We start from the raw sequence: 18344 nt of genomic DNA on the forward strand, positions 1-18344 counted from the left end.
ATCCTGGGGGGAGTGCCGGCTGAGGTCACCCGCAAAACACTGGGGTCAGCGGCCCGGGTCGTCCTGGCGACCCGCGGCCGCTGCGGTGTTTCCGGCATCGTCTTCGTCGCGGATCATGAAGACCTCGACGAGCCCACGGGCGGCGATGCCGAAGAGAGTCCAGGTGCCGGCGGGCAGCGGCGCGCCCTCTTCGATCTCGTACATCGGATGATCGAGTCCCTCGGCCGCGCGCACGGCGAAACCTTCGCCGAGTGCCGCCATGGCCTCGGCGAAGTCCTGCACGGTGAACGGCTCACGCATCCGCAGACCGACCTGCGGCATGATCGCGGTGTAGAAGGCGGTGAAATCCGCGATCGACTCGGCGTGCCGCTCGGCACTCGCGTCGCGCAGTTCCGGCCAACTGCCCGCTGCGGTGCGCAACGCGAGCGCCGTGATGAACGCGTGCGAATCGCGCGACTCCGGTTCCCGATGGAAGCGCGACGCATAGTCGACGTGGTCCTGCGTCGTCGCGCGGAGGACGTCATCCATCGATCCGTCGTCTTCGAGCACGGTACGCGCGGCGTTCTGAGCGCTGGATGACGGTGGCGCGAACCGCAGACTCACCATCTCGATCGACAGGTCGCGATGGAAGTCGTCCTGATCCGCCCAGATGCGGTACGCCGCCCCCGTCGTGAGCCCGACGCTGCGCAGCACCTCCTGCAGCCTGATGTGCTGAACCCCCGCCGAAGCGCCGCGCTCGAGCAGCAGCTTCAACCCCGCGTCGAGGATGAGCTTGCGCGTCTCCTCCGCTGTACGCCTCCCCATCTGCCCAGAATCCCAGGTGACCGAGCGAAACGCCAAATGTGCTGCAACGATCGTCACGAATCGTCCCGTGACGGACGGCGAAGTCGTAGTCTGGCGCCATGGACTACCTCTTCATCATCGGAATGGCTGTCCTCATCGCGATCGGATTCCTCGCATGGGCATTCGTCCACTGGTACCGGCGCTACACCGACCAGCGTGACGATCTTCAGCGCGCCGGTGATCCGGGCGAAGCGCTCACTCCGCAGCAGGCGAGTCGCCGCGCCGAAGGCAAAGCGGCCTGGACGCGCATCACCGGGATGTAGGCGTGGCGGAGCAGATCACGCAACAGCGCATCCTCGAGCACGTGCAGCGGCTCGGCGAGCTGTACCCGCCCATCACGCTCGACTCCGTCGATCGGCAGGTGCACGATCCCCGAGCGGTCGCGGACAAGTACGGGCATGTCGTCGACTATCTCGCCCGGGTCGAGCTCGAGGTCGACCGCAACGTGCTGGAGCTCCTCGTGCTCCTGCCCGACGTGCAGGAGGTCGACCGCCTCTTCTACGCCGACGTCTGGCAGCCGCAGGAGATCCAGCACGGGCTGATCCTCGACCGCCTGCAGCAGGACCTCGGGCGCCCCGCGACGACTCCCGAGCTCGAGGTGTCGATGAAGATGAAGATCATGGGCGCGCTCGCGCACCTGTCATCCATCCAGGACATCGCCCGCCTGCTCTACTACCTCACGGGCGCGAGCACCGAGCGGCAGGCGGTGCTGGCGTACAACGTGATCAACGAGGGGATGCGGGAGCTCGGCGAGACCGCGATCGCCGAGACGATCATCACCCCGATCAAGCAGCAGGAGCCGGGGCACTTCGCGTTCTACCGCATGTCGGCGACGGCGATGATCCAGGCCGGTGAGCTGCGGCCGTGGCAGCTCTACCTCGCCCGCATCCTGCGCGAGAAGACCTACAACCTCGTCGGCACGAACGGACAGGACCGCTACCGCGCGCAGATGGGCGGCGTCGTCACAGCGCTCGGCTTCGCAACCGATCTTGAGAAGTACGCGCGCGAGGTCGGCCGGATCGAGGCGCAGCTGCTGTGGGCGGACCACCAGGGCATGGAGTTCCCGCCATACGTCCTCAAGGCGCTCCGCGAATCCGTGGAACTCTATAGAGATCGCGGGTTCGACGCGGCTTAGCCGAGGGGCTCCGCCGCGAGATCCCGTACGTGGTAGAACTCGTTGTCCCACAGCAGGTACACGAGCCAGGCGGGCAGGTAGTACGCCGCCTGCAGGTAGTTCTCCTGCGATGCGTGGATCTTCCATCCCTCGAGCTTCTTGCCGGTCTCGGCGTTCATCGCGTACTCGGGGTCGGGCTGGTTCTCGACGACGAGCGCGCCCTGCTCGCCGCCGAAGATCGAGAGCGCGGTCGTGGGGCTGATCGTGTAGACGAGGTAGTCGGGTCCGGAGTACGACCCGCCCTCTGCTTCGAGCTGCGCGATCGCGAGTTCGGTCACACGCCCCATCTCCATATGGTCCTTGTGCCCGGTGGCGCCCGACGCCGGCCAGAATCCGACGACGACATCAGGCTTGATCCGCTTCATCGCCGTGACGAGCCGGTCGACCAGCTCATCTTCATCGACCTCAGGCACTCCGCCGTCGGGGTAGTCCCACACCTCGTGTTCGTCGACGCCCAGGTTGAAGCTGTTCTTCAGCGCCTCTGCCGTTCGGACGAGACCGAGGTCCTCATCGCGGGCGACGGTGGGAACCTGGTGCCCGGCTTCGCCGGCCGTCGCCGTGATCATCGCGGTGTAGGCGCCGTCCTGCGTCTTCGCGCGCCAGAACAGGCCGTTCACCGTCTGCTCGTCGTCGGGGTGCGCGAACACGCCGAGGACGCGCTGACCGCCGAGCTCGCCGACGACGGAGTCGACGCCCTTCGCGGTCGGCATGTGGAAGAGGCTGCGGCCGGCCCAGTAGGCGCCGGCGAGGATGACGACGAGGACGGACGCGACGACGATGAGCGCGATCCAGCGCTTGCGCATGGGAGGACTCCGGGGGGGTTGGGGCTGCCGTCGTCATCGACGGCTTGAGCATCCTAAACCGAGCGCCGCTCGGTTCCGAATCGGCTTGTAAAGAATTCTTGACATGGATGCCGCGGGCGTCGTACTCTCGCGATGTAAAGAATTCTAGACATTCGGGAGAAGCTCATGGTCTATGAAGAGCGCAATACGTGGGTCGGACTCATCGTCTCGGTGATCGTCATCCCGATCTACATCATCGTCGTCCTCCAGCAGGCCGCGGGCGGCCCCCTCGAGGACGTCGAGTGGTGGCCGATCATGCTGTGGACCATCGTCGGCGGCATCGTGCTCTCGATCGTCGGGAGCATCGTGTGGGGCATCCTCGCCGGGATGCGCGATCGCGAGGGGATCGGCAAGTCGGACGAGCGCGACCGCGACATCTCGCGCATGGGGAGCCGGGTGGGTCAGTCCTTCATGGTCATCGCGGGCCTCGGCGTGCTCGTGGAGTGCGCCTTCGAAGTCGACTGGTTCTGGATCGCGAACACGATGTTCTTCGGGTTCTTCCTCTCGGCTGTCGTCGGCGGCATCGCCAGTGTCATCGCCTACCGACGGGGACTCGCCTGATGGTGAAGCCCACGAAGGTCACCAACACGATCCGTGCGGTGCGCGAGAGCGCGGGAATGACGCAGGCCGACCTCGCGGGGCGGCTCGGCGTCACCCGCCAGACCCTCATCGCGATCGAGCAGGGGAAGTATTCGCCGACGCTCGAGCTCGCCTTCCAGATCAGCCGCGTCTTCGGGGTCGGCCTCGACGACGTCTTCCACTACCCCGAGGAGTCATCATGACCATCACGACCGACACCATGACAGCGTGGCGACAGAACGTGTACGGCGGCGCCGACACGGTCCTCGCCGAGACGATCCCGGTTCCACGGCCGCGCAAGGGCGAGGTGCTCGTGCGCTTCGAGGCGGCGTCGATCAACTCCGGCGACATCCATCTCATGCAGGGCGAGCCGAGGCTCGTCCGGCTCGTCTTCGGCGTCCGCCGGCCGCGGGTGCATGGCCGGGGGATGGACCTCGTGGGGAGAATCGTGGCGGTGGGCGAAGGAGTGGATGCGTTCGCCCCGGGCGACCGGGTCGTCGGATCGGGCGACGGCACGCTCGCCGAGTACGTCGCGATCAAGGCGTCGCGCGTGTCACGCGTGCCTGACGGGCTCGCGCCGGAGATCGCCGCATGCCTGCCGATCGCGGGCAACACGGCCGTGACGGTGCTCGACGCGTGCCGTGTCGGGCAGAACTCGCGGGTGCTCGTGATCGGTGCGGGCGGGGGCGTCGGCACGCTGACGGTCCAGCTCGCCGCGGACCGCGGCGCCGAGGTCTGGGCGACGTGCGGCGCGCGCGCGGAGAGCCTGCTGCGCGAGCTCGGGGCATCCCGCACCTTCGACTACCGGACGCTCGCGCTGTCGTCACTCCCCGCGGGGAGCTTCGACGCGATCGTCGACATCGCCGGCGAGCCTCCGCTTGAGAACCTGCGCGCGCTGCTCGCGCGCGGCGGTACCGTCGCACTGGTCGGCGGCGAGGGCGGCCGCGTGCTCGGTCCGATCCCGCGCATGATCCGTTCGCTGTTCGCCGCGCGGCCCGGACGCCGCTTCCGCTCGATCACGGCCGTGACGAAGACTCCTGTCACGGCACGGCTCGCGGAACTCGCGACCTCCGGTCGCCTCACACCGGCGATCGAGCGCACGTACGCGCTCGCCGAGGCGGGCGCGGCGCTCGCGCACGTCGAGTCCGGTCGCACGGTCGGCAAGGTCGTCGTCACGGCCTGATCCTCCATTCGCCCCACGCCGCTCGTGCAGATCGGCGGGAGTTCCGGGCGACACGCGGCCGGTGGGGGGCGAGCGTCAGCGTGTCGCCCGAGATCCCCGCTGATCTGCACGGGTGGTTGCGCTCAGCTCAAGCAGAGCGACGGCCGCCGTGGGCGGCGGGTCGATCGTCAGCGTGTCGTCGACGACTCGCGCTGCGGTGTCCGGGGTGCGGTGGCTGCGGGCCGCGGCGCGGCGATCGCGCGGGCGCGCTGAGCGGCGACGAGGGCCGCGCGCAGCGGCACACCGAGCACGAGGGCCACGCGCCCGGCGGCCGACCGGTCGAGCGGTCCGAGCGCGCGCTTGCGCTCCCACGTGTCGCGCAGGCTGCCCCCGCGGCGGGAGAGAGGCTCTCGGTGCGGCAGCAGGCCCTCGCGGCGGCGCTCGACGAGCTCGGCCACGGCGGCGGTCCAGTCGTCGTCGGCCGGGTCGTGCAGGTAGTTGTCGTGGATCCACGATGGATCCGGATGCCGGAAGCGGCGGGCCGCGGCATCCACCTCGTCTCCGAACAGTCCGCTGCCCTCGAAGACGACGTTGATGAGTTCGGGCGCGATGCCGAACGAGTCGAGCGCGATGACGGGGATGCCGCGGGCGACCGCCTCGATCGCCGCGGTAGAGCTGACCGTCACGAGGCCTTCGGCGGAGTCGAGCGCCGCGCGCATGGGAGCCGTCGAGATCACGAGGTTCGACGGCAGCGGCGCGAAGCGCTCCAGCAGCTCGGGGTAGGGGTCGGCCTCGGCGTGCGTCTGGTGCTCCCCGCGCTCGGCGCGCAGCTTCACGACGACCCGGCGATCGGGGTGGGCCCGCGCCGCGGCGAGAAGCATCGCCGCGATGCGCAGGCGATCCGAGCGCTCGGCGGGGACCAGCGCCTGCGCGGCGAACACGAGGTCGTCGCCGTGCGCGGCGCGATCCCGGCCGGCGAAGGGCAGGCTCGCCAGCGCGAACGACTGGGGCAGGCCGATGCGCTCAGCCAGAGCATCGAACTCGCGTACCTCGCGGTGCGAGTGCACGACGAAGACGTCGCACTGGGCGCGGTAGAGCAGCGCCTTGCGCGTCGCGGGGATCGAGATGCCCGGGAGGCCCGTCACGATCACGGCGAACGGCGCGCGCTCCGCGACGGTGCGGGCGACGACGCGGGCGAGCGGACCGCGGGCGGCGACGAGCACCGCGTCGGGCGGACGACTCGTCAGCGCGAACTCGAGCTCGTCGAAGGTGACGCGGCGCGCGGCCGCGGCATCCATCCCGCTCCCCGCCAGCGCCGAGTGCAACTGGGCATCCGAGACGACCGAAGGGGTGTCGAGGACGAGCAGCTCGACATCCCAGTCCGCCGACGCCGAACCGAGCAGGGCCGCGCCCCACTTGACGTACGAGTCGGTGTCGGCGACTCCGACGACCCGCAGACGAGTCACGCCGGAACGCGGCGGAGCTTCGCCATCGCAGCGAGCTCCCCGTCGTAGACGCGCTTGACGCCGTCGCCGAGAGCGGACTCGATGATGCGGATGTCACGCACGAGGTGCTGCAGGCCCGCGGGCTCGAGCGATGCGGCGTGGTCCGAGCCCCACATCGTGCGGTCGAGTGTGATGTGACGCTCGACCGCGACGGCGCCGAGGGCGACGGCGGCGAGCGACACCTGCAGGCCGCGCTCGTGTCCCGAGTAGCCGACGGCGACGCCGGGGAAGCGGTCGCGCAGTGCGGGGATCATGCGCAGGTTCGCCTCCTCGGGCTCCATCGGATAGGTCGAGGTCGCGTGCATGAGGACGAGGCGGTCGGTGCCGAGCACGTCCGTCGCGCGGTCGATCTGCTCGATCGTGGACATGCCGGTCGAGAGGATGATCGGCTTGCCGGTGTCTCGCAGGGTCTGGAGCAGGCCGGTGTCGGTGAGGCACGCCGAAGCGACCTTGTGCGCCGAGACGCCGAGGTCCTCGAGGAACGCGACGCTCGGCTCGTCCCACGGCGAGGCGAACCATTCGAGTCCGCGCAGCATCGCGTGATCGGACACCTCGATGTACTCGTCGCGATCGAACTCGACGCGGCGGCGGTATTCGAGGTACGTCATCGTTCCCCACGGCGTCTCGCGCGGCATGTCGCGCATGTGCTCGGGGGTCGAGATCTCGGGTGTGCGCTTCTGGAACTTGACGGCGTCGGCTCCGGCATCCGCGGCGACGTCGATGAGGCGCTTCGCGAGCTCGACGTCGCCGTTGTGGTTGAGGCCGATCTCGGCGATGACGTAGACGGGGCGTCCGCCTCCGACGACACGGGATCCGATGGTGACGGTCATGAGGGCGTCCTCTCGTGGGGGATGGATGCGGTTCTCTCGCGTGCGCGCAGCACGAGGTCGGCGAGCTCGCGGACGGCGCCGTCGCCGCCTGCGCGCTCGAGCACGACCCGCGCCGAGGCGGTGACGAGCGGGTGCGCATCGCAGACCGCGACGGGCCACCCCACGATCTCGAGGCAGCCGAGGTCGTTGACGTCGTTGCCGAGGTACGCGATGCGCGAGAGGGGGACGGATGCCGCATCCGCCCACTCCCGCAGGCTCGCCGCCTTGTCGTCGATGCCCTGCAGTACGTCGACCCGGAGCTTCGCCGCTCGAGCCGACACGACGGGGTTCTTCTCGGTCGAGAGGATCAGCACGGGGATGCCGGCGCGGCGCAGGAGGGCGATGCCCATCCCGTCGGATCGACTCACCCGCACGGCTTCTTCGCCGCGGTCGGTCACCGTCACGGTGTCGTCCGTGTGCACGCCGTCGAAGTCGGTCACGACCGCGTCGACGTCGATCGGGGCGGCGGCGTCGAGCAGCGGCGCCATCGCGCGGGCGAGCGCCAGCTCGTCGTGCATGTCGATCTCGATCGCGCTGCGCGCCGGAACCTCGGCGATGCCGATGCTGCCGAAGAAGCGGTGTCCGACGGCACGGAACGCCTTGGCCCGCATGACGTAGAACGCGCCCGTCTCGAGGAAGTGCGGCTCGCGGTCCTGCCGGCGAGGCCGGCGGGACGCGTCGTGGTTGATCGCCGTCGCGGCGGCGCCCGCGCCGCGCGACCACAGGAACCCGTACGTCTCGACCGCCGAGAAGACGGTGTCGCGGCGACGCGACCGCACGAGCTGGACGGCTTCGCAGAGCGCTTCGGAGTCGATGAAGGGCGATGTCGCCTGCAGGAACGCGAGGATGCCGACATCCACTCGCCGCTCCTCCAGCACATCGAGCGCATGCAGGAGCGCGCTCTCGGACGACGCTTCGTCGCCGGCCAGGTCGACGGGACGCAGGACGACGTCGGCGCCCCACTCGCGGGCGACGTTCGCGATCTCGGCGTCGTCCGTCGACACGACGACGCGATCGACCTCGGTGCACCGCTGGGCCGCGACGATCGCACGGGCGACGAGAGCGATCCCGCCGACCCGACGCAGGTTCTTGCGCTCGATGCCCTTCGATCCGCCTCGCGCGGGGATGATCGCGACGACCTCGCTCACGAGGACACCCGCGTCTGCGTCTCACCCGTGCGCACGACCGAGCCCGTGCCCGCGAGCACGAGGGGCAGGGTCGAGGTCGTGCTCGAGGGCAGCGTGAAGATCTCGAGCGGCGCGCGCGTGCCCGCCAGCACGAGCTCGACCGGCAGGTCGGAGTGCACGATCCTCACGCCGGCGACGGCCGCGACCGCGTCGAGCTGGCGATCGGTCTCGCGTCGGTGGGGCAGGTAGGCGACCGGACCCGCAGCTGCCGTCGCGGCGACCCACTGCAGATAGAGAGGGAGCGGCATCCGTCCGTCGACGGGTCGCGCGCTGCCCAGCGCGATGCGCGTGCCGAGCTCCACGGGAGCCGGCGCCGAGGCGCGTGTCCACTCGAAGGCGTGGGGCCGGACGCCGAACCCACGATCGGCGAGGTCGTCTCGGCGGCCGGGGCCGAGGTCGAAGGCCGTGAAGAAGTCCGCGCGACGGCGTCGGCCCAGGCGCAGCACCTTCTCGAGCGCGAACGGGCGCAGAGTGGTCGTGAGTCCACGCTCCGAGACGCCCGGACGTGCGTATGGACGCGTGCCGAGAAGCGTCTCGGCGAAGGCGATCGCGTTGGCTCCGTCATCCAGGAACGTGATCCGCCGGGGACGCAGGACGGATGCCGCGAGCCGGAACTGCCCCGAGAATCCGTCGCCCACGAGCCAGTGCCCGTGCTGCGAGAGCAGCGACCACGGGATGCCGACGTAGGGCTCGAGTGCGCCGAACCGTGCTCCGCGCGACAGGAGCTCATCGGCGGTCGCCGACATCTGCGGCGTCAGCCGACCGGCGACGGGCACGCGACGATCCTCGGCCGCCGCCCACTCGGCGGCTCCGACGAGCTGCAGGGGCGACTCCACCCAGGCCAGCACGGCTTCCTTGTCCACGGTCACACTCCTTCCCCACACCCTGCGGGGCCTTCGTGACGGTCCGGCGAGCAGAAAGCGACGTCGAGGTGAACGGTGAAGGTCGTCTGACGGGGCCCGTGAGATGATGGATGTCGGCGTGCCCGTGTCGCCGGCTCAGATCATCCGAGCACCGCCGGGCCCATGGACAGCGTCCGCCGCACTCGTGCAAGGAGCCCCATGACCACGCCCGACACGGCCACCGCCGGCACCACGACCCGCATCGCGCAGCACCGCACGTACCTGATGTGCCGGCCCGAGCACTTCACCGTCAGCTACACGATCAACCCCTGGATGGAGCCGGCCAATCCGACCGACACCGCGAAGGCCGTCGCGCAGTGGCAGAAGCTCTACGACACGTATCTCGAGCTCGGCCACGAGGTGCACCTCATCGAACCGATCGAGGGCCTGCCCGACATGGTCTACACGGCCAACGGCGGCTTCCTGATCGACGGCACCGCGTACGGCGCGAAGTTCCGCTTCGCCGAGCGCGTACCCGAGGGCCCTGCGTTCATGGAGTGGTTCGCCGCGAACGGCTACACCGTCGCCGAGCCGGTGGAGGTCAACGAGGGCGAGGGCGACTTCCTGCTCGTGGGCGACACGATCCTCGCGGGCACGGGCTTCCGCTCGACGGGCGACAGCCACCGCGAGCTCGGCGAGATCTTCGGCAAGGAGGTCGTCTCGCTCACGCTGGTCGATCCGCGGTTCTACCACCTCGACACCGCGATCGCGGTGCTCGACCCCGTGCAGGGCGAGGGCGGCGTCGAGAAGGCGAACATCGCGTACCTGCCCCACGCGTTCGACGAGGCGTCGCAGGCGATCCTCGCCGAGCGCTACCCCGAGGCGATCCGGGTATCGGACGACGACGGAGCGGTCTTCGGCCTGAACTCGTCGAGCGACGGGTACAACGTCATCATCTCGCCGCGCGCCAAGGGGTTCGAGAAGCAGCTGCGCGAGCGCGGCTACAACCCGATCCTGGTCGACCTCTCCGAGCTGCTGCTCGGCGGCGGCGGCATCAAGTGCTGCACGCTGGAGCTGCGCCGATGACCACGCAGACGTTCGTTCCGGATGCCGCGACCTCTGCCGTCATCGAGGCCGAGTCCGAGCATCTCGCGCACAACTACCACCCGCTCCCCGTCGTCATCTCGCGCGGTGAGGGCGCCTGGGTGACGGATGTCGAGGGCAAGCGCTACCTCGACCTGCTGTCGGCCTACTCGGCCCTCAACTTCGGGCACGGGCATCCCGCGATCCTCGCCGCCGCCCGCGAGCAGCTCGGGCATCTCACGCTCACGAGCCGTGCGTACCACAACGACCAGCTCGGACCCTTCGCCGCGGCGCTCGCCGACCTGTGCGGCAAAGACATGGTGCTGCCCATGAACACGGGCGCCGAGGCCGTCGAGACGGGCATCAAGGTCGCGCGGGCGTGGGGTTACCGCGTCAAGGGGATCACGCCGGATGCCGCGACGATCGTGGTCGCGGACGGCAACTTCCACGGCCGCACGACGACGATCGTCGGATTCAGCGACGACCCCGTCGCACGCGAGGGCTTCGGCCCCTTCACGCCCGGGTTCGTGCACGTGCCGTTCAGCGATGCCGACGCGATCGCCGCGGCCATCACCCCCGAGACGGCCGCCGTGCTGATCGAGCCGATCCAGGGTGAGGCCGGGGTCGTCATCCCGCCCGCCGGCTATCTGCAGGCGGTGCGCGAGATCTGCACGCGCGAGAACGTGCTCTTCATCGCGGACGAGATCCAGTCGGGCCTCGGTCGTGTGGGTGCGACGTTCGCGTGCGACCGCGAAGGCGTCGTGCCCGACGTGTATCTGCTGGGCAAGGCGCTCGGCGGCGGCATCCTCCCGCTCTCGGCGGTCGTCGCCGACCGCGAGATCCTCGGCGTCATCCATCCCGGCGAGCACGGCTCGACGTTCGGCGGCAACCCGCTCGCGTCGGCGATCGGCCTGCGTGTCGTCGAGATGCTGCAGACGGGCGAGTTCCAGCGGCGCGGTGCGGCCCTCGGCGAGCACCTCGAGACCCGTCTCGCGGCCCTCGTCGGCCACGGCGTCACGGGCGTCCGCGTCGCAGGTCTGTGGGCGGGCATCGACATCGACCCGGCGTACGGCACGGGGCGCGAGATCGCCGAGAAGCTCCTCGCCCGCGGTGTGCTCGCGAAGGACACGCACGGCCAGACGCTGCGCATCGCGCCGCCGCTCGTCGTGCGCGCGACCGAGCTGGACTGGGCGGTCGAGCAGCTCGCCCTCGTGCTCAAGGGCTGAGACCCGCGCCGCGAGACGACACGATCCTCACGAATCAACGCGCTATTCACGCGCGCAGAGTGTGCGTTCGTGAAGATCGTGTTGATTCGCACGGGGTCGAGGTCACTCGAAGACGGTGATGAACCTCTCGTGCCAGCCGGTCGCGCCGTCGGGCGCGGGATGCGCGCGGTCGGACGTCTGCACCTCTCCGTCGGCGCTGATCGCGCGACAGCGCAGCAGATGATCGCCGACCGTCGCCGTCCAGGGCATGCTCCACTGCACCCACGTGTCGTCCGAGATCGCGGTCGCCAGGCGTGCCGGCATCCATTCGCCCTCGTCGATCTGCACCTCGACGCCCGTGACGCCGACGTGCTGCTGCCACGCGACGCCCGCGATGACCGTGTCGCCCGCCTTGAGCCCCTGCTGCTTGCGGGGCACGTCGATGCGCGACTGGAGCTTGATCGGCCCGCGCTCCGACCACCCGCGGTCGGTCCAGTACCCGCGGGCGCGGTCGAACCGCGTCACCTCGAGCTCGGTCACCCACTTCGTCGCCGAGACGTAGCCGTACAGCCCCGGCACGACCATCCGCACGGGGAACCCGTGCTCGAGCGGCAACGGTTCCTCGTTCATGCCGACGGCGAGGATCGCGTCCCGATCGTCGGTCAGCACGTCGAGGGGAGTGGATGCCGTGAACCCGTCGATCGAGCGCGACAGCACCATGTCGGCGTCCGCTGTGGGCTGCGCGCGCTCCAGGAGCGAGCGGATGGGATAGCCGAGCCACTTCGCGTTGCCGATGAGGGTCCCGCCGACCTCGTTCGAGACGCACGCGAGCGTGGTCCAGCTCTCGTCGAGCGGGAGGGCGAGCAGCTCGTCCCACGTCAGCACGACCTCGCGCTCGACCATGCCGTGGATGCGCAGGCTCCAGTCGGCGGGATCGACCTCGGGCACGATGATGGCCGTGTCGATCCGGTAGAACTGATCGTTCGGCGTGACGACTCTCGCGAGGCCGGGGATGTCGAGCTCGGCACCGGTGGGAACGGGGGATGCCGCGACCGCCGGGGCCGGGAGCCTGAGCGCCGAGCGCACCGCCTCGACGGCGGCACCACCTGCGCGCCGGGCGCTCGCTGCGATCGTCGCGAGCACGCCCACCCCGACGGCGACGCCAGTCACCGCGAAGAACGCGCGACGTGAGGGCTCCGGCCCGTCGGCCGCGACCGGTTCGCGGGGTCGCAGCATCCGGATCAGACCCCACAGCGTGACCGCGCCGATCCCGCCCGCGACCGCGGCGGGAACCCACGCGAGCGACCCCGCATCCGCGCGGGTCGTCGCGACGACCGCGCCGGCCACGCCGACGGCGGCGACGAGCACGACTCCCCACGGTGGGCGGCGCGCCTGCAGCCACCCCGCGAAGAACGCGAGGCCGATCGCGACGATGCCGATGCCCACGAGCAGGGCGATCTTGTCCGCCGTGCCGAACAGTGCGATGGCGGTGTCCTTGGCCCACGACGGGGCCGCATCGATGAGTGCACCGCCGACGACGGCGAACGGCCGTGACTCGGGTGCGACGAGCGCTCCGACGAGTTCGCCGAGGCCCGCACCCACCGCGACGGCGGCGATGCCGGCCACGCCCGCGATCGGGGCGGACACCCGAGTCGTGCTCACGGTGTCAGCGTAGGACTGAGCAGGTGCGCACGGGCCGTTCTCGGCGAATCCGCAGCAGACTCGTGCGGAAACACTCTCGCAACACGGCCCGGACTAGGCTCTCCCCATGGGTGATCTGTTCGACGGCTACGGCTCGACTCTGGCGCCGCGCAAGACGGCATCCGGGGTGCCCGCCTTCGACGAGATGTTCGGGAGCCCCGCCAGTTCCGGCGAGCCGGCCGAGTCGCGTCAGGCGTATCGGGAGCTCTACCAGGCGCTCGCGAAGATGACGCAGGAGGAACTCCGCGGTCGTACCGATTCGCTCGCGAGCTCGTACCTCGCGCAGGGTGTGACGTTCGATTTCGCGGGTGAGGAGCGTCCGTTCCCGCTGGATGCCGTGCCCCGCATCATCACGTACGACGAGTGGTCGCGGGTCGAGGCCGGGGTCAAGCAGCGCGTGCGCGCGCTCGAGGCCTTCCTCGACGATGCCTACGGTCACCAGCACTGCGTGCGCGACGATGTGCTGCCCGCAGGGCTCATCGCGTCATCCCAGTACTTCTATCGCCAGGCCGCCGGCATCCACTCCGCCAACGGCGTCCGCATCCACGTCTCGGGGATCGACCTGATCCGCGACGAGCACGGCGAGATGCGCGTGCTCGAAGACAACGTGCGGGTGCCCTCGGGTGTCTCGTACGTCATCTCCAACCGCCGTGTCATGGCCCAGACGCTCCCCGAGCTCTTCGTCTCGATGCGCGTGCGGCCCGTCGGCGACTACCCCAACAAGCTGCTCGCGGCGCTGCGCGCGTCGGCACCGCCCGGCGTCGAGGACCCGAATGTCGTCGTCCTGACGCCCGGCGTCTACAACTCGGCGTACTTCGAGCACACCCTGCTTGCGCGACTCATGGGCGTCGAGCTCGTCGAAGGGCGGGACCTGCTCTGCATCGGGGGCAAGGTGTTCATGCGCACGACGCGGGGCCCCAAGCGCGTCGATGTCATCTACCGCCGCGTCGACGACGACTTCATCGACCCGCTGCAGTTCCGGGCCGACTCGATGCTCGGTGCGCCGGGGCTGATGCTCGCCGCGCGACTCGGCAACGTCACCATCGCGAACGCCGTGGGCAACGGCGTCGCCGACGACAAGCTGCTCTACACGTACGTGCCCGATCTCATCCGCTACTACCTCGCCGAGGAGCCCATCCTCAAGAACGTCGACACGTGGCGGCTCGAAGACCCCGGTGCACTCGAAGAGGTGCTCGACAGACTGCCCGAACTCGTGGTCAAGCCCGTCGACGGATCGGGTGGCAAGGGTCTCGTCGTCGGGCCGGATGCCTCCCCAGCCGAACTCGAAGCACTGCGCAAGCGGCTCGTGGCCGACCCCCGCGGCTGGATCGCGCAGCCCGTCGTCATGCTGTCGACGATCCCCACGCTCGTCGAAGACGGCATGCGGCCGCGCCACGCGGACCTGCGGCCTTTCGCGGTCAACGACGGCGACGACATCTGGGTCCTGCCGGGCGGACTCACACGCGTCGCGCTCCCCGAGGGCGAGCTCGTCGTGAACTCCAGCCAGGGCGGCGGGTCGAAGGACACCTGGATCGTCGGCGGAGCGGCTCCCGGGCACGTCGAGTACGGGCAGGGCGCGGGACTCGCGGGACTCGTCGCGGACCAGGCATCCGTCACCGCGGCCATCCCGATCATCTACGACACGAGCGCCCCACCCACCCACTCGCCGCAGGACCGCCCGCGGTCCACGGTCGAGCAGCAGGAGCAGCAGCAGCAGGCGCAGGAGGTGACCGCCGATGCTTAGTCGCATCGCCGAGTCCTTGTTCTGGATCGGCCGCTACATCGAGCGGAGCGACGGCACCGCGCGCATCCTCGACGTGCACCTGCAGCTGCTGCTGGAAGATCCGTGGATCGACGAGGACACCGCGTGCCGGTCGCTCCTGGGCGTCATGGGATCGAACCCCCCCGCCGATCTCGAGGTCGTGCGGCGGCAGGACGTCCTCGCGCGACTCGCCGTCGACCGCGGCAATCCGTCGAGCATCGCGTACGCCCTCACGGCCGCCCGCGAGAATGCGCGCCGCGCACGCGAGATCGTGAGCACCGAGCTGTGGGAGACCCTCAACACGACGAGCGCGCGGATGCCGCGACGCCTGCAGACGGAGAAGGTCCACGAGTTCTTCCAGTGGGTGCGCGAGCGTGCGGCGCTCGCCGTCGGGATCGTGGACTCCTCGACGAGTCGCGATGAGGCGTGGCAGTTCTTCACCCTCGGCCGCAGCATCGAACGCGCCGACATGACGGCGCGCATGCTGGCGACGCGGTCGCTGACCGAGGCATCCGGTCCGTCGTGGACGACGATCCTGCGGTCGTGCGGCGCGTACGAGGCATACCTGCGTACGTATCGCGGCATGCCCAGCGCCCGCAATGCCGCCGAGTTCCTGCTGCTCGACCGGCTGTTCCCGCGGTCGATCGTCTATTCGGTCTCCCGCGCCGAGGACTGCATGAGCGCGATCGACCCGCGGGCGGACCGCGTCGGGCACTCCAACACGGTCCTGCGTGCGCTGGGCCAGATCCGCAACGACCTGGAGTACCGGCCCATCAGCGAGATCCTGCACGAGCTGCCCGAGCACATGGATGCCGTCCAGAAGGTCACGCGCGAGGCCTCCGAAGCCATCCGCCAGCGGTTCTTCCCGACGCAGGCCGAGCCGAGCTGGATCGGGGAGATCTCATGAAGCGCCTGAGGGTCGAGCACGCGACCGGATTCTCGTACCAGGGGGATGTCACGGCGTCCTACAACGAGGCGCGGATGCTGCCGAGCTCGACCGACAGCCAGTTCGTGCTGAGCTCTTCGCTCGACATCGAGCCGTCGACGAGTGTCAATCAGTACGTCGACTACTTCGGCACGCGTGTCGCGGCGTTCGACGTGCTCTCGCCGCATAGCGATCTGAAGATCACGGCTCGCTCCCTCGTCGAGGTGCGGCCGCGCCCGATCGAGCAGTTCGATGTGAGCTGGGACGACCTCTCACACGACATCGCGCGCTCGATCGAGACGGTCGAGCAGCTCGGCCAGACCGCGCGCACCCGCCCGCATCCCGAGGTCGCCGACCTCGCGCGCACGATCGCAGCGCGCCATGCGCAACCCGGCCGTGCAGCGCACGAGATCGCCGAGGCGATCGGCGACGCGGTCGAGTACATGCACGGCATCACGGGCGTCCACTCGACGGCTGCGGAGGCGTGGGCGGCCCGAAAGGGCGTGTGCCAGGACATCGCGCACATCACGCTCGGTGCGCTGCGCGAAGTGGGCATCCCCGTGCGCTACGTCTCGGGATACCTGCATCCGCGCGCCGATGCCGAGGTCGGCGAGGCCGTGCCGGGTGAGTCGCACGCCTGGGTCGAGTGGTTCGCGGGCGAGTGGCAGGGCTTCGACCCCACGAACAACATCGAGATCGGCGACCGGCACGTCCTGGTCGGACGCGGCCGCGACTACGGCGACGTGCCGCCGCTGCGCGGCGTGTACGCGGGACCGTTCAAGTCCCACCTGCACGTGAAGGTGACCATCACTCGAGAGGCGTAAGCCTGTCGAGCCGCCGAACCCACGCACTTCTCGCGAAACCACTCGGATCTGCGCGCGAAATCGAGTGGACTCGCGAGAATCAGGTGGTTTCGCGGTGGCTCAGGCCGGAGGCGCGTCGGGATCCAGGGTCTTCAGGGTGTCCTCTTCGGCCGGATTGTCGGCTTCCAGCTCCTCTTCGGTGGTCTCATCGCCGCCCACCGGAGCGTCCTGCTCGATGGGCTGATCCTCTGCGCGGCGCTCATCCATGGGTCCACGGTAGAACTGAACGCACCGGAGGTCGACGGCTTGCGCGCGAGCGCGCCCGGTCGGAGAATGCTCCCCCGGTCGGAGGTTTCGGCGCGAATGGATCCGACTTCGGTGACATCCTCCGACCGCAAGGGCATGCGGAGCCGGGTGCGTCGAGGCGACTCAGCCGCGGGGCTCGTACCGGACCGGCGCGACGGACCGCGCGACCACGTCGCGCAGCGTCTCGAGCGTCGCGTCCGATCCCAGCCAGCCGTGGGCGCGCGCCTGCACGAGCACGTTGCCCAGCGCCGTCGCTTCGACCGGTCCTGCCAGCACCGGCAGTCCGGACCGGTCGGCCGTCGCCTGGCACAGCAGACGGTTGAGTGCGCCGCCGCCGACGATGTGGATGACGTCGATCTCGCGATCGGTCAGGCGTCCCGCTGTCGCGACGGCGTTCGCGAAAGCCTGCGCGATGCTCTCGACGATCGTGCGGGCGAACGCCGCCCGCGACGAGGGAACCGGAGAACCCGCGAGCTCGAGGACTGCCGCGATGCGGGCGGGCATGTCATCGGGCGCCGCGAGCCGCGGGTCGTTGGCGTCGAAGAGCGGGGCGTCGCCGTCGACCGCGGCCGCGGCATCCAGCAGCTCGGGCAAGTCGATCACGGCGCCGTCTTCGGCTTCCCACGTGCGCACCGATTCGCTCAGCAGCCAGAGCCCGGTCACGTTGTGCAGGAACCGCACCCGGCCGTCGACTCCGCCCTCGTTCGTGAAATTCGCTTCTCGCGCCGCGTCGCTCACGACCGGGGCATCCAGTTCGACGCCGACCAGCCCCCACGTGCCGCACGAGATGTACGCCGCGTTCGGCGACGACAGCGGCACGGCGACGACGGCCGACGCGGTGTCGTGCGAGCCGACGGCGATGACGTCCAGGGCCGCACCTACGCGCTCGCGCGCTTCGCCCTTGAGGGGACCGAGTGACGTCCCCGAATCGACGAGGGGAGGGAGGAGGGATGCCGGAAGCCCGAGTTCTTCGATCAGTTCGAGGTCCCACTCGCCCGAGGCGACGTCGACGAGTCCGGTCGTCGACGCGTTCGTGCGCTCCGCGACCCGCGTGCCCGTCAGCAGGAAGGCCACGAGGTCGGGGATGAGGAGCGCAGCATCCGCGTCGGTGAGGCGGCGCTCCGTCGCGTATTGGTAGAGCGTGTTGAAGGGCAGGAACTGCAGGCCGTTCCGACGGTAGAGCTCGGCGAACGGCACGCTCGCGTGGACGCGATCGACTCCGCGCGCCGTGCGATCGTCGCGATAGTGGAAGGGCTCACCGAGAAGCTCGGCGCCGCTCACGAGCCCGTAGTCGACGGCCCACGAGTCGATCCCCACGCTGGCGACCTGGGGCTCGCGCTTCACCGCCTCGGCGAGGCCGGCCAGGATGTGGCGATAGAGCGTCGTGAAGTCCCAGTGCAGGCCGCCATCGGGTCCGGGCACGGGGCCGTTCGGGAACCGCGCGACCGGCTCGAGCCGCAGCATCCCGCCGTCGACGTAGCCGAGCATGACGCGACCGCTCGTCGCGCCCAGGTCGACCGCCGCGACCACGCCGCCCTTCGAGCCGCTCATGCGCC

At 70.0% G+C, this 18344-nt stretch carries 19 protein-coding genes; 10 read left to right on the forward strand and 9 right to left on the reverse strand.

The window, feature by feature from the left end; all coding sequences use genetic code 11:
- Positions 1 to 45: 45 nt before the first annotated feature.
- The gene (locus MA876_RS06145; protein ID WP_248146960.1) at positions 46 to 804 is read right to left on the reverse strand and encodes a hypothetical protein; all 759 of its coding nucleotides are present in this window, start codon (positions 802 to 804) and stop codon (positions 46 to 48) included.
- Positions 805 to 902: 98 nt separating this feature from the next.
- Here MA876_RS06145 and MA876_RS06150 point away from each other — a divergent pair, with 98 nt between their 5' ends.
- A complete protein-coding gene (locus MA876_RS06150; RefSeq protein ID WP_248146961.1) occupies positions 903 to 1106 on the forward strand; it encodes a hypothetical protein in 204 nt (67 codons plus the stop codon).
- Positions 1107 to 1108: 2 nt separating this feature from the next.
- Positions 1109 to 1978 carry a GTP-binding protein LepA gene (locus MA876_RS06155; protein WP_248146962.1) on the forward strand — a complete coding sequence of 290 codons (870 nt, stop codon included), beginning with the start codon at positions 1109 to 1111 and terminating at the stop codon, positions 1976 to 1978.
- Here the strand turns inward: MA876_RS06155 and MA876_RS06160 are convergent.
- Positions 1975 to 2820: a PIG-L deacetylase family protein gene (locus tag MA876_RS06160; protein ID WP_248146963.1), complete on the reverse strand. Its 846-nt coding sequence runs from the start codon at positions 2818 to 2820 to the stop codon at positions 1975 to 1977. The genes MA876_RS06155 and MA876_RS06160 overlap by 4 nt on opposite strands.
- Positions 2821 to 2985: 165 nt before the next feature.
- Between MA876_RS06160 and MA876_RS06165 the strand changes: the two genes are divergently transcribed.
- The 3 genes from MA876_RS06165 to MA876_RS06175 are packed head-to-tail and all read left to right on the forward strand — an operon-like array spanning position 2986 to position 4621.
- Positions 2986 to 3420: a hypothetical protein gene (locus MA876_RS06165; protein ID WP_248146964.1), complete on the forward strand. Its 435-nt coding sequence runs from the start codon at positions 2986 to 2988 to the stop codon at positions 3418 to 3420.
- Complete coding sequence (locus MA876_RS06170) at positions 3420 to 3641, forward strand: helix-turn-helix transcriptional regulator (RefSeq protein ID WP_248146965.1); 222 nt, start codon at positions 3420 to 3422, stop codon at positions 3639 to 3641. The genes MA876_RS06165 and MA876_RS06170 overlap by 1 nt, the downstream gene beginning before the upstream one ends.
- Complete coding sequence (locus tag MA876_RS06175) at positions 3638 to 4621, forward strand: NAD(P)-dependent alcohol dehydrogenase (protein ID WP_248146966.1); 984 nt, start codon at positions 3638 to 3640, stop codon at positions 4619 to 4621. Before MA876_RS06170 ends, MA876_RS06175 begins: the two co-directional genes overlap by 4 nt.
- Positions 4622 to 4788: 167 nt before the next feature.
- On the opposite strand, the gene MA876_RS06180 is transcribed toward MA876_RS06175, so the two are convergent.
- From MA876_RS06180 to MA876_RS06195, 4 genes are read right to left on the reverse strand one after another with little or no spacing between them, the layout of a single operon-like run.
- Entirely contained in the window at positions 4789 to 6066 is a 1278-nt protein-coding gene (locus tag MA876_RS06180) for a DUF6716 putative glycosyltransferase (protein WP_248146967.1), read from the reverse strand.
- Positions 6063 to 6935, reverse strand: a complete 873-nt coding sequence (locus MA876_RS06185; RefSeq protein WP_248146968.1) for an N-acetylneuraminate synthase family protein — start codon at positions 6933 to 6935, stop codon at positions 6063 to 6065. The genes MA876_RS06180 and MA876_RS06185 overlap by 4 nt, the downstream gene beginning before the upstream one ends.
- A complete protein-coding gene (locus MA876_RS19280; protein WP_248146969.1) occupies positions 6932 to 8122 on the reverse strand; it encodes an acylneuraminate cytidylyltransferase in 1191 nt (396 codons plus the stop codon). The genes MA876_RS06185 and MA876_RS19280 overlap by 4 nt, the downstream gene beginning before the upstream one ends.
- Positions 8119 to 9024 carry a hypothetical protein gene (locus tag MA876_RS06195; protein ID WP_248146971.1) on the reverse strand — a complete coding sequence of 302 codons (906 nt, stop codon included), beginning with the start codon at positions 9022 to 9024 and terminating at the stop codon, positions 8119 to 8121. Before MA876_RS06195 ends, MA876_RS19280 begins: the two co-directional genes overlap by 4 nt.
- Positions 9025 to 9222: 198 nt before the next feature.
- On the opposite strand from MA876_RS06195, the gene ddaH reads away from it, so the two are divergent.
- Entirely contained in the window at positions 9223 to 10089 is an 867-nt protein-coding gene (gene ddaH, locus MA876_RS06200; protein ID WP_248146973.1) for a dimethylargininase, read from the forward strand.
- Positions 10086 to 11312 carry an ornithine--oxo-acid transaminase gene (rocD, locus tag MA876_RS06205; protein ID WP_248146975.1) on the forward strand — a complete coding sequence of 409 codons (1227 nt, stop codon included), beginning with the start codon at positions 10086 to 10088 and terminating at the stop codon, positions 11310 to 11312. Before ddaH ends, rocD begins: the two co-directional genes overlap by 4 nt.
- Positions 11313 to 11414: 102 nt before the next feature.
- Here rocD and MA876_RS06210 read toward each other — a convergent pair whose 3' ends face one another.
- A complete protein-coding gene (locus MA876_RS06210) occupies positions 11415 to 12953 on the reverse strand; it encodes a molybdopterin-dependent oxidoreductase (RefSeq protein ID WP_248146977.1) in 1539 nt (512 codons plus the stop codon).
- Positions 12954 to 13059: 106 nt separating this feature from the next.
- Between MA876_RS06210 and MA876_RS06215 the strand changes: the two genes are divergently transcribed.
- From MA876_RS06215 to MA876_RS06225, 3 genes are read left to right on the forward strand one after another with little or no spacing between them, the layout of a single operon-like run.
- Positions 13060 to 14736: a circularly permuted type 2 ATP-grasp protein gene (locus MA876_RS06215; protein WP_248146979.1), complete on the forward strand. Its 1677-nt coding sequence runs from the start codon at positions 13060 to 13062 to the stop codon at positions 14734 to 14736.
- Complete coding sequence (locus MA876_RS06220; RefSeq protein WP_248146981.1) at positions 14729 to 15661, forward strand: alpha-E domain-containing protein; 933 nt, start codon at positions 14729 to 14731, stop codon at positions 15659 to 15661. Before MA876_RS06215 ends, MA876_RS06220 begins: the two co-directional genes overlap by 8 nt.
- Positions 15658 to 16503, forward strand: coding sequence for a transglutaminase family protein (locus MA876_RS06225; protein ID WP_248146983.1), 846 nt, complete (start codon positions 15658 to 15660; stop codon positions 16501 to 16503). Before MA876_RS06220 ends, MA876_RS06225 begins: the two co-directional genes overlap by 4 nt.
- Before the next feature lie 99 nt (positions 16504 to 16602).
- On the opposite strand, the gene MA876_RS06230 is transcribed toward MA876_RS06225, so the two are convergent.
- Both MA876_RS06230 and MA876_RS06235 read right to left on the reverse strand, forming a co-directional pair.
- Positions 16603 to 16749: a hypothetical protein gene (locus MA876_RS06230; protein WP_248146985.1), complete on the reverse strand. Its 147-nt coding sequence runs from the start codon at positions 16747 to 16749 to the stop codon at positions 16603 to 16605.
- A 162-nt stretch (positions 16750 to 16911) separates the two neighbouring features.
- On the reverse strand, positions 16912 to 18339 hold the full coding sequence (locus MA876_RS06235) for a rhamnulokinase (RefSeq protein WP_248146987.1): 1428 nt from the start codon (positions 18337 to 18339) through the stop codon (positions 16912 to 16914).
- Between the last annotated feature and the right edge of the window lie 5 nt (positions 18340 to 18344).

It is taken from the genome of Microbacterium aoyamense (assembly GCF_023155855.1).
In the GTDB taxonomy this organism is placed as follows: domain Bacteria; phylum Actinomycetota; class Actinomycetes; order Actinomycetales; family Microbacteriaceae; genus Microbacterium; species Microbacterium aoyamense.

Excerpts from the sequence above, each read along its gene's own strand:
- MA876_RS06225 (WP_248146983.1), top strand. The coding sequence starts at position 15,658 with ATGAAGCGCCTGAGGGTCGAGCACGCGACCGGATTCTCGTACCAGGGG.
- MA876_RS06160 (WP_248146963.1), bottom strand. The coding sequence starts at position 2,820 with ATGCGCAAGCGCTGGATCGCGCTCATCGTCGTCGCGTCCGTCCTCGTC.
- MA876_RS06145 (WP_248146960.1), bottom strand. The coding sequence starts at position 804 with ATGGGGAGGCGTACAGCGGAGGAGACGCGCAAGCTCATCCTCGACGCG.
- rocD (WP_248146975.1), top strand. The coding sequence starts at position 10,086 with ATGACCACGCAGACGTTCGTTCCGGATGCCGCGACCTCTGCCGTCATC.
- MA876_RS06165 (WP_248146964.1), top strand. The coding sequence starts at position 2,986 with ATGGTCTATGAAGAGCGCAATACGTGGGTCGGACTCATCGTCTCGGTG.
- MA876_RS06170 (WP_248146965.1), top strand. The coding sequence starts at position 3,420 with ATGGTGAAGCCCACGAAGGTCACCAACACGATCCGTGCGGTGCGCGAG.
- MA876_RS06230 (WP_248146985.1), bottom strand. The coding sequence starts at position 16,749 with ATGGATGAGCGCCGCGCAGAGGATCAGCCCATCGAGCAGGACGCTCCG.
- MA876_RS06220 (WP_248146981.1), top strand. The coding sequence starts at position 14,729 with ATGCTTAGTCGCATCGCCGAGTCCTTGTTCTGGATCGGCCGCTACATC.
- MA876_RS06185 (WP_248146968.1), bottom strand. The coding sequence starts at position 6,935 with ATGACCGTCACCATCGGATCCCGTGTCGTCGGAGGCGGACGCCCCGTC.
- MA876_RS06235 (WP_248146987.1), bottom strand. The coding sequence starts at position 18,339 with ATGAGCGGCTCGAAGGGCGGCGTGGTCGCGGCGGTCGACCTGGGCGCG.
- MA876_RS06150 (WP_248146961.1), top strand. The coding sequence starts at position 903 with ATGGACTACCTCTTCATCATCGGAATGGCTGTCCTCATCGCGATCGGA.
- MA876_RS06175 (WP_248146966.1), top strand. The coding sequence starts at position 3,638 with ATGACCATCACGACCGACACCATGACAGCGTGGCGACAGAACGTGTAC.
- MA876_RS06215 (WP_248146979.1), top strand. The coding sequence starts at position 13,060 with ATGGGTGATCTGTTCGACGGCTACGGCTCGACTCTGGCGCCGCGCAAG.
- ddaH (WP_248146973.1), top strand. The coding sequence starts at position 9,223 with ATGACCACGCCCGACACGGCCACCGCCGGCACCACGACCCGCATCGCG.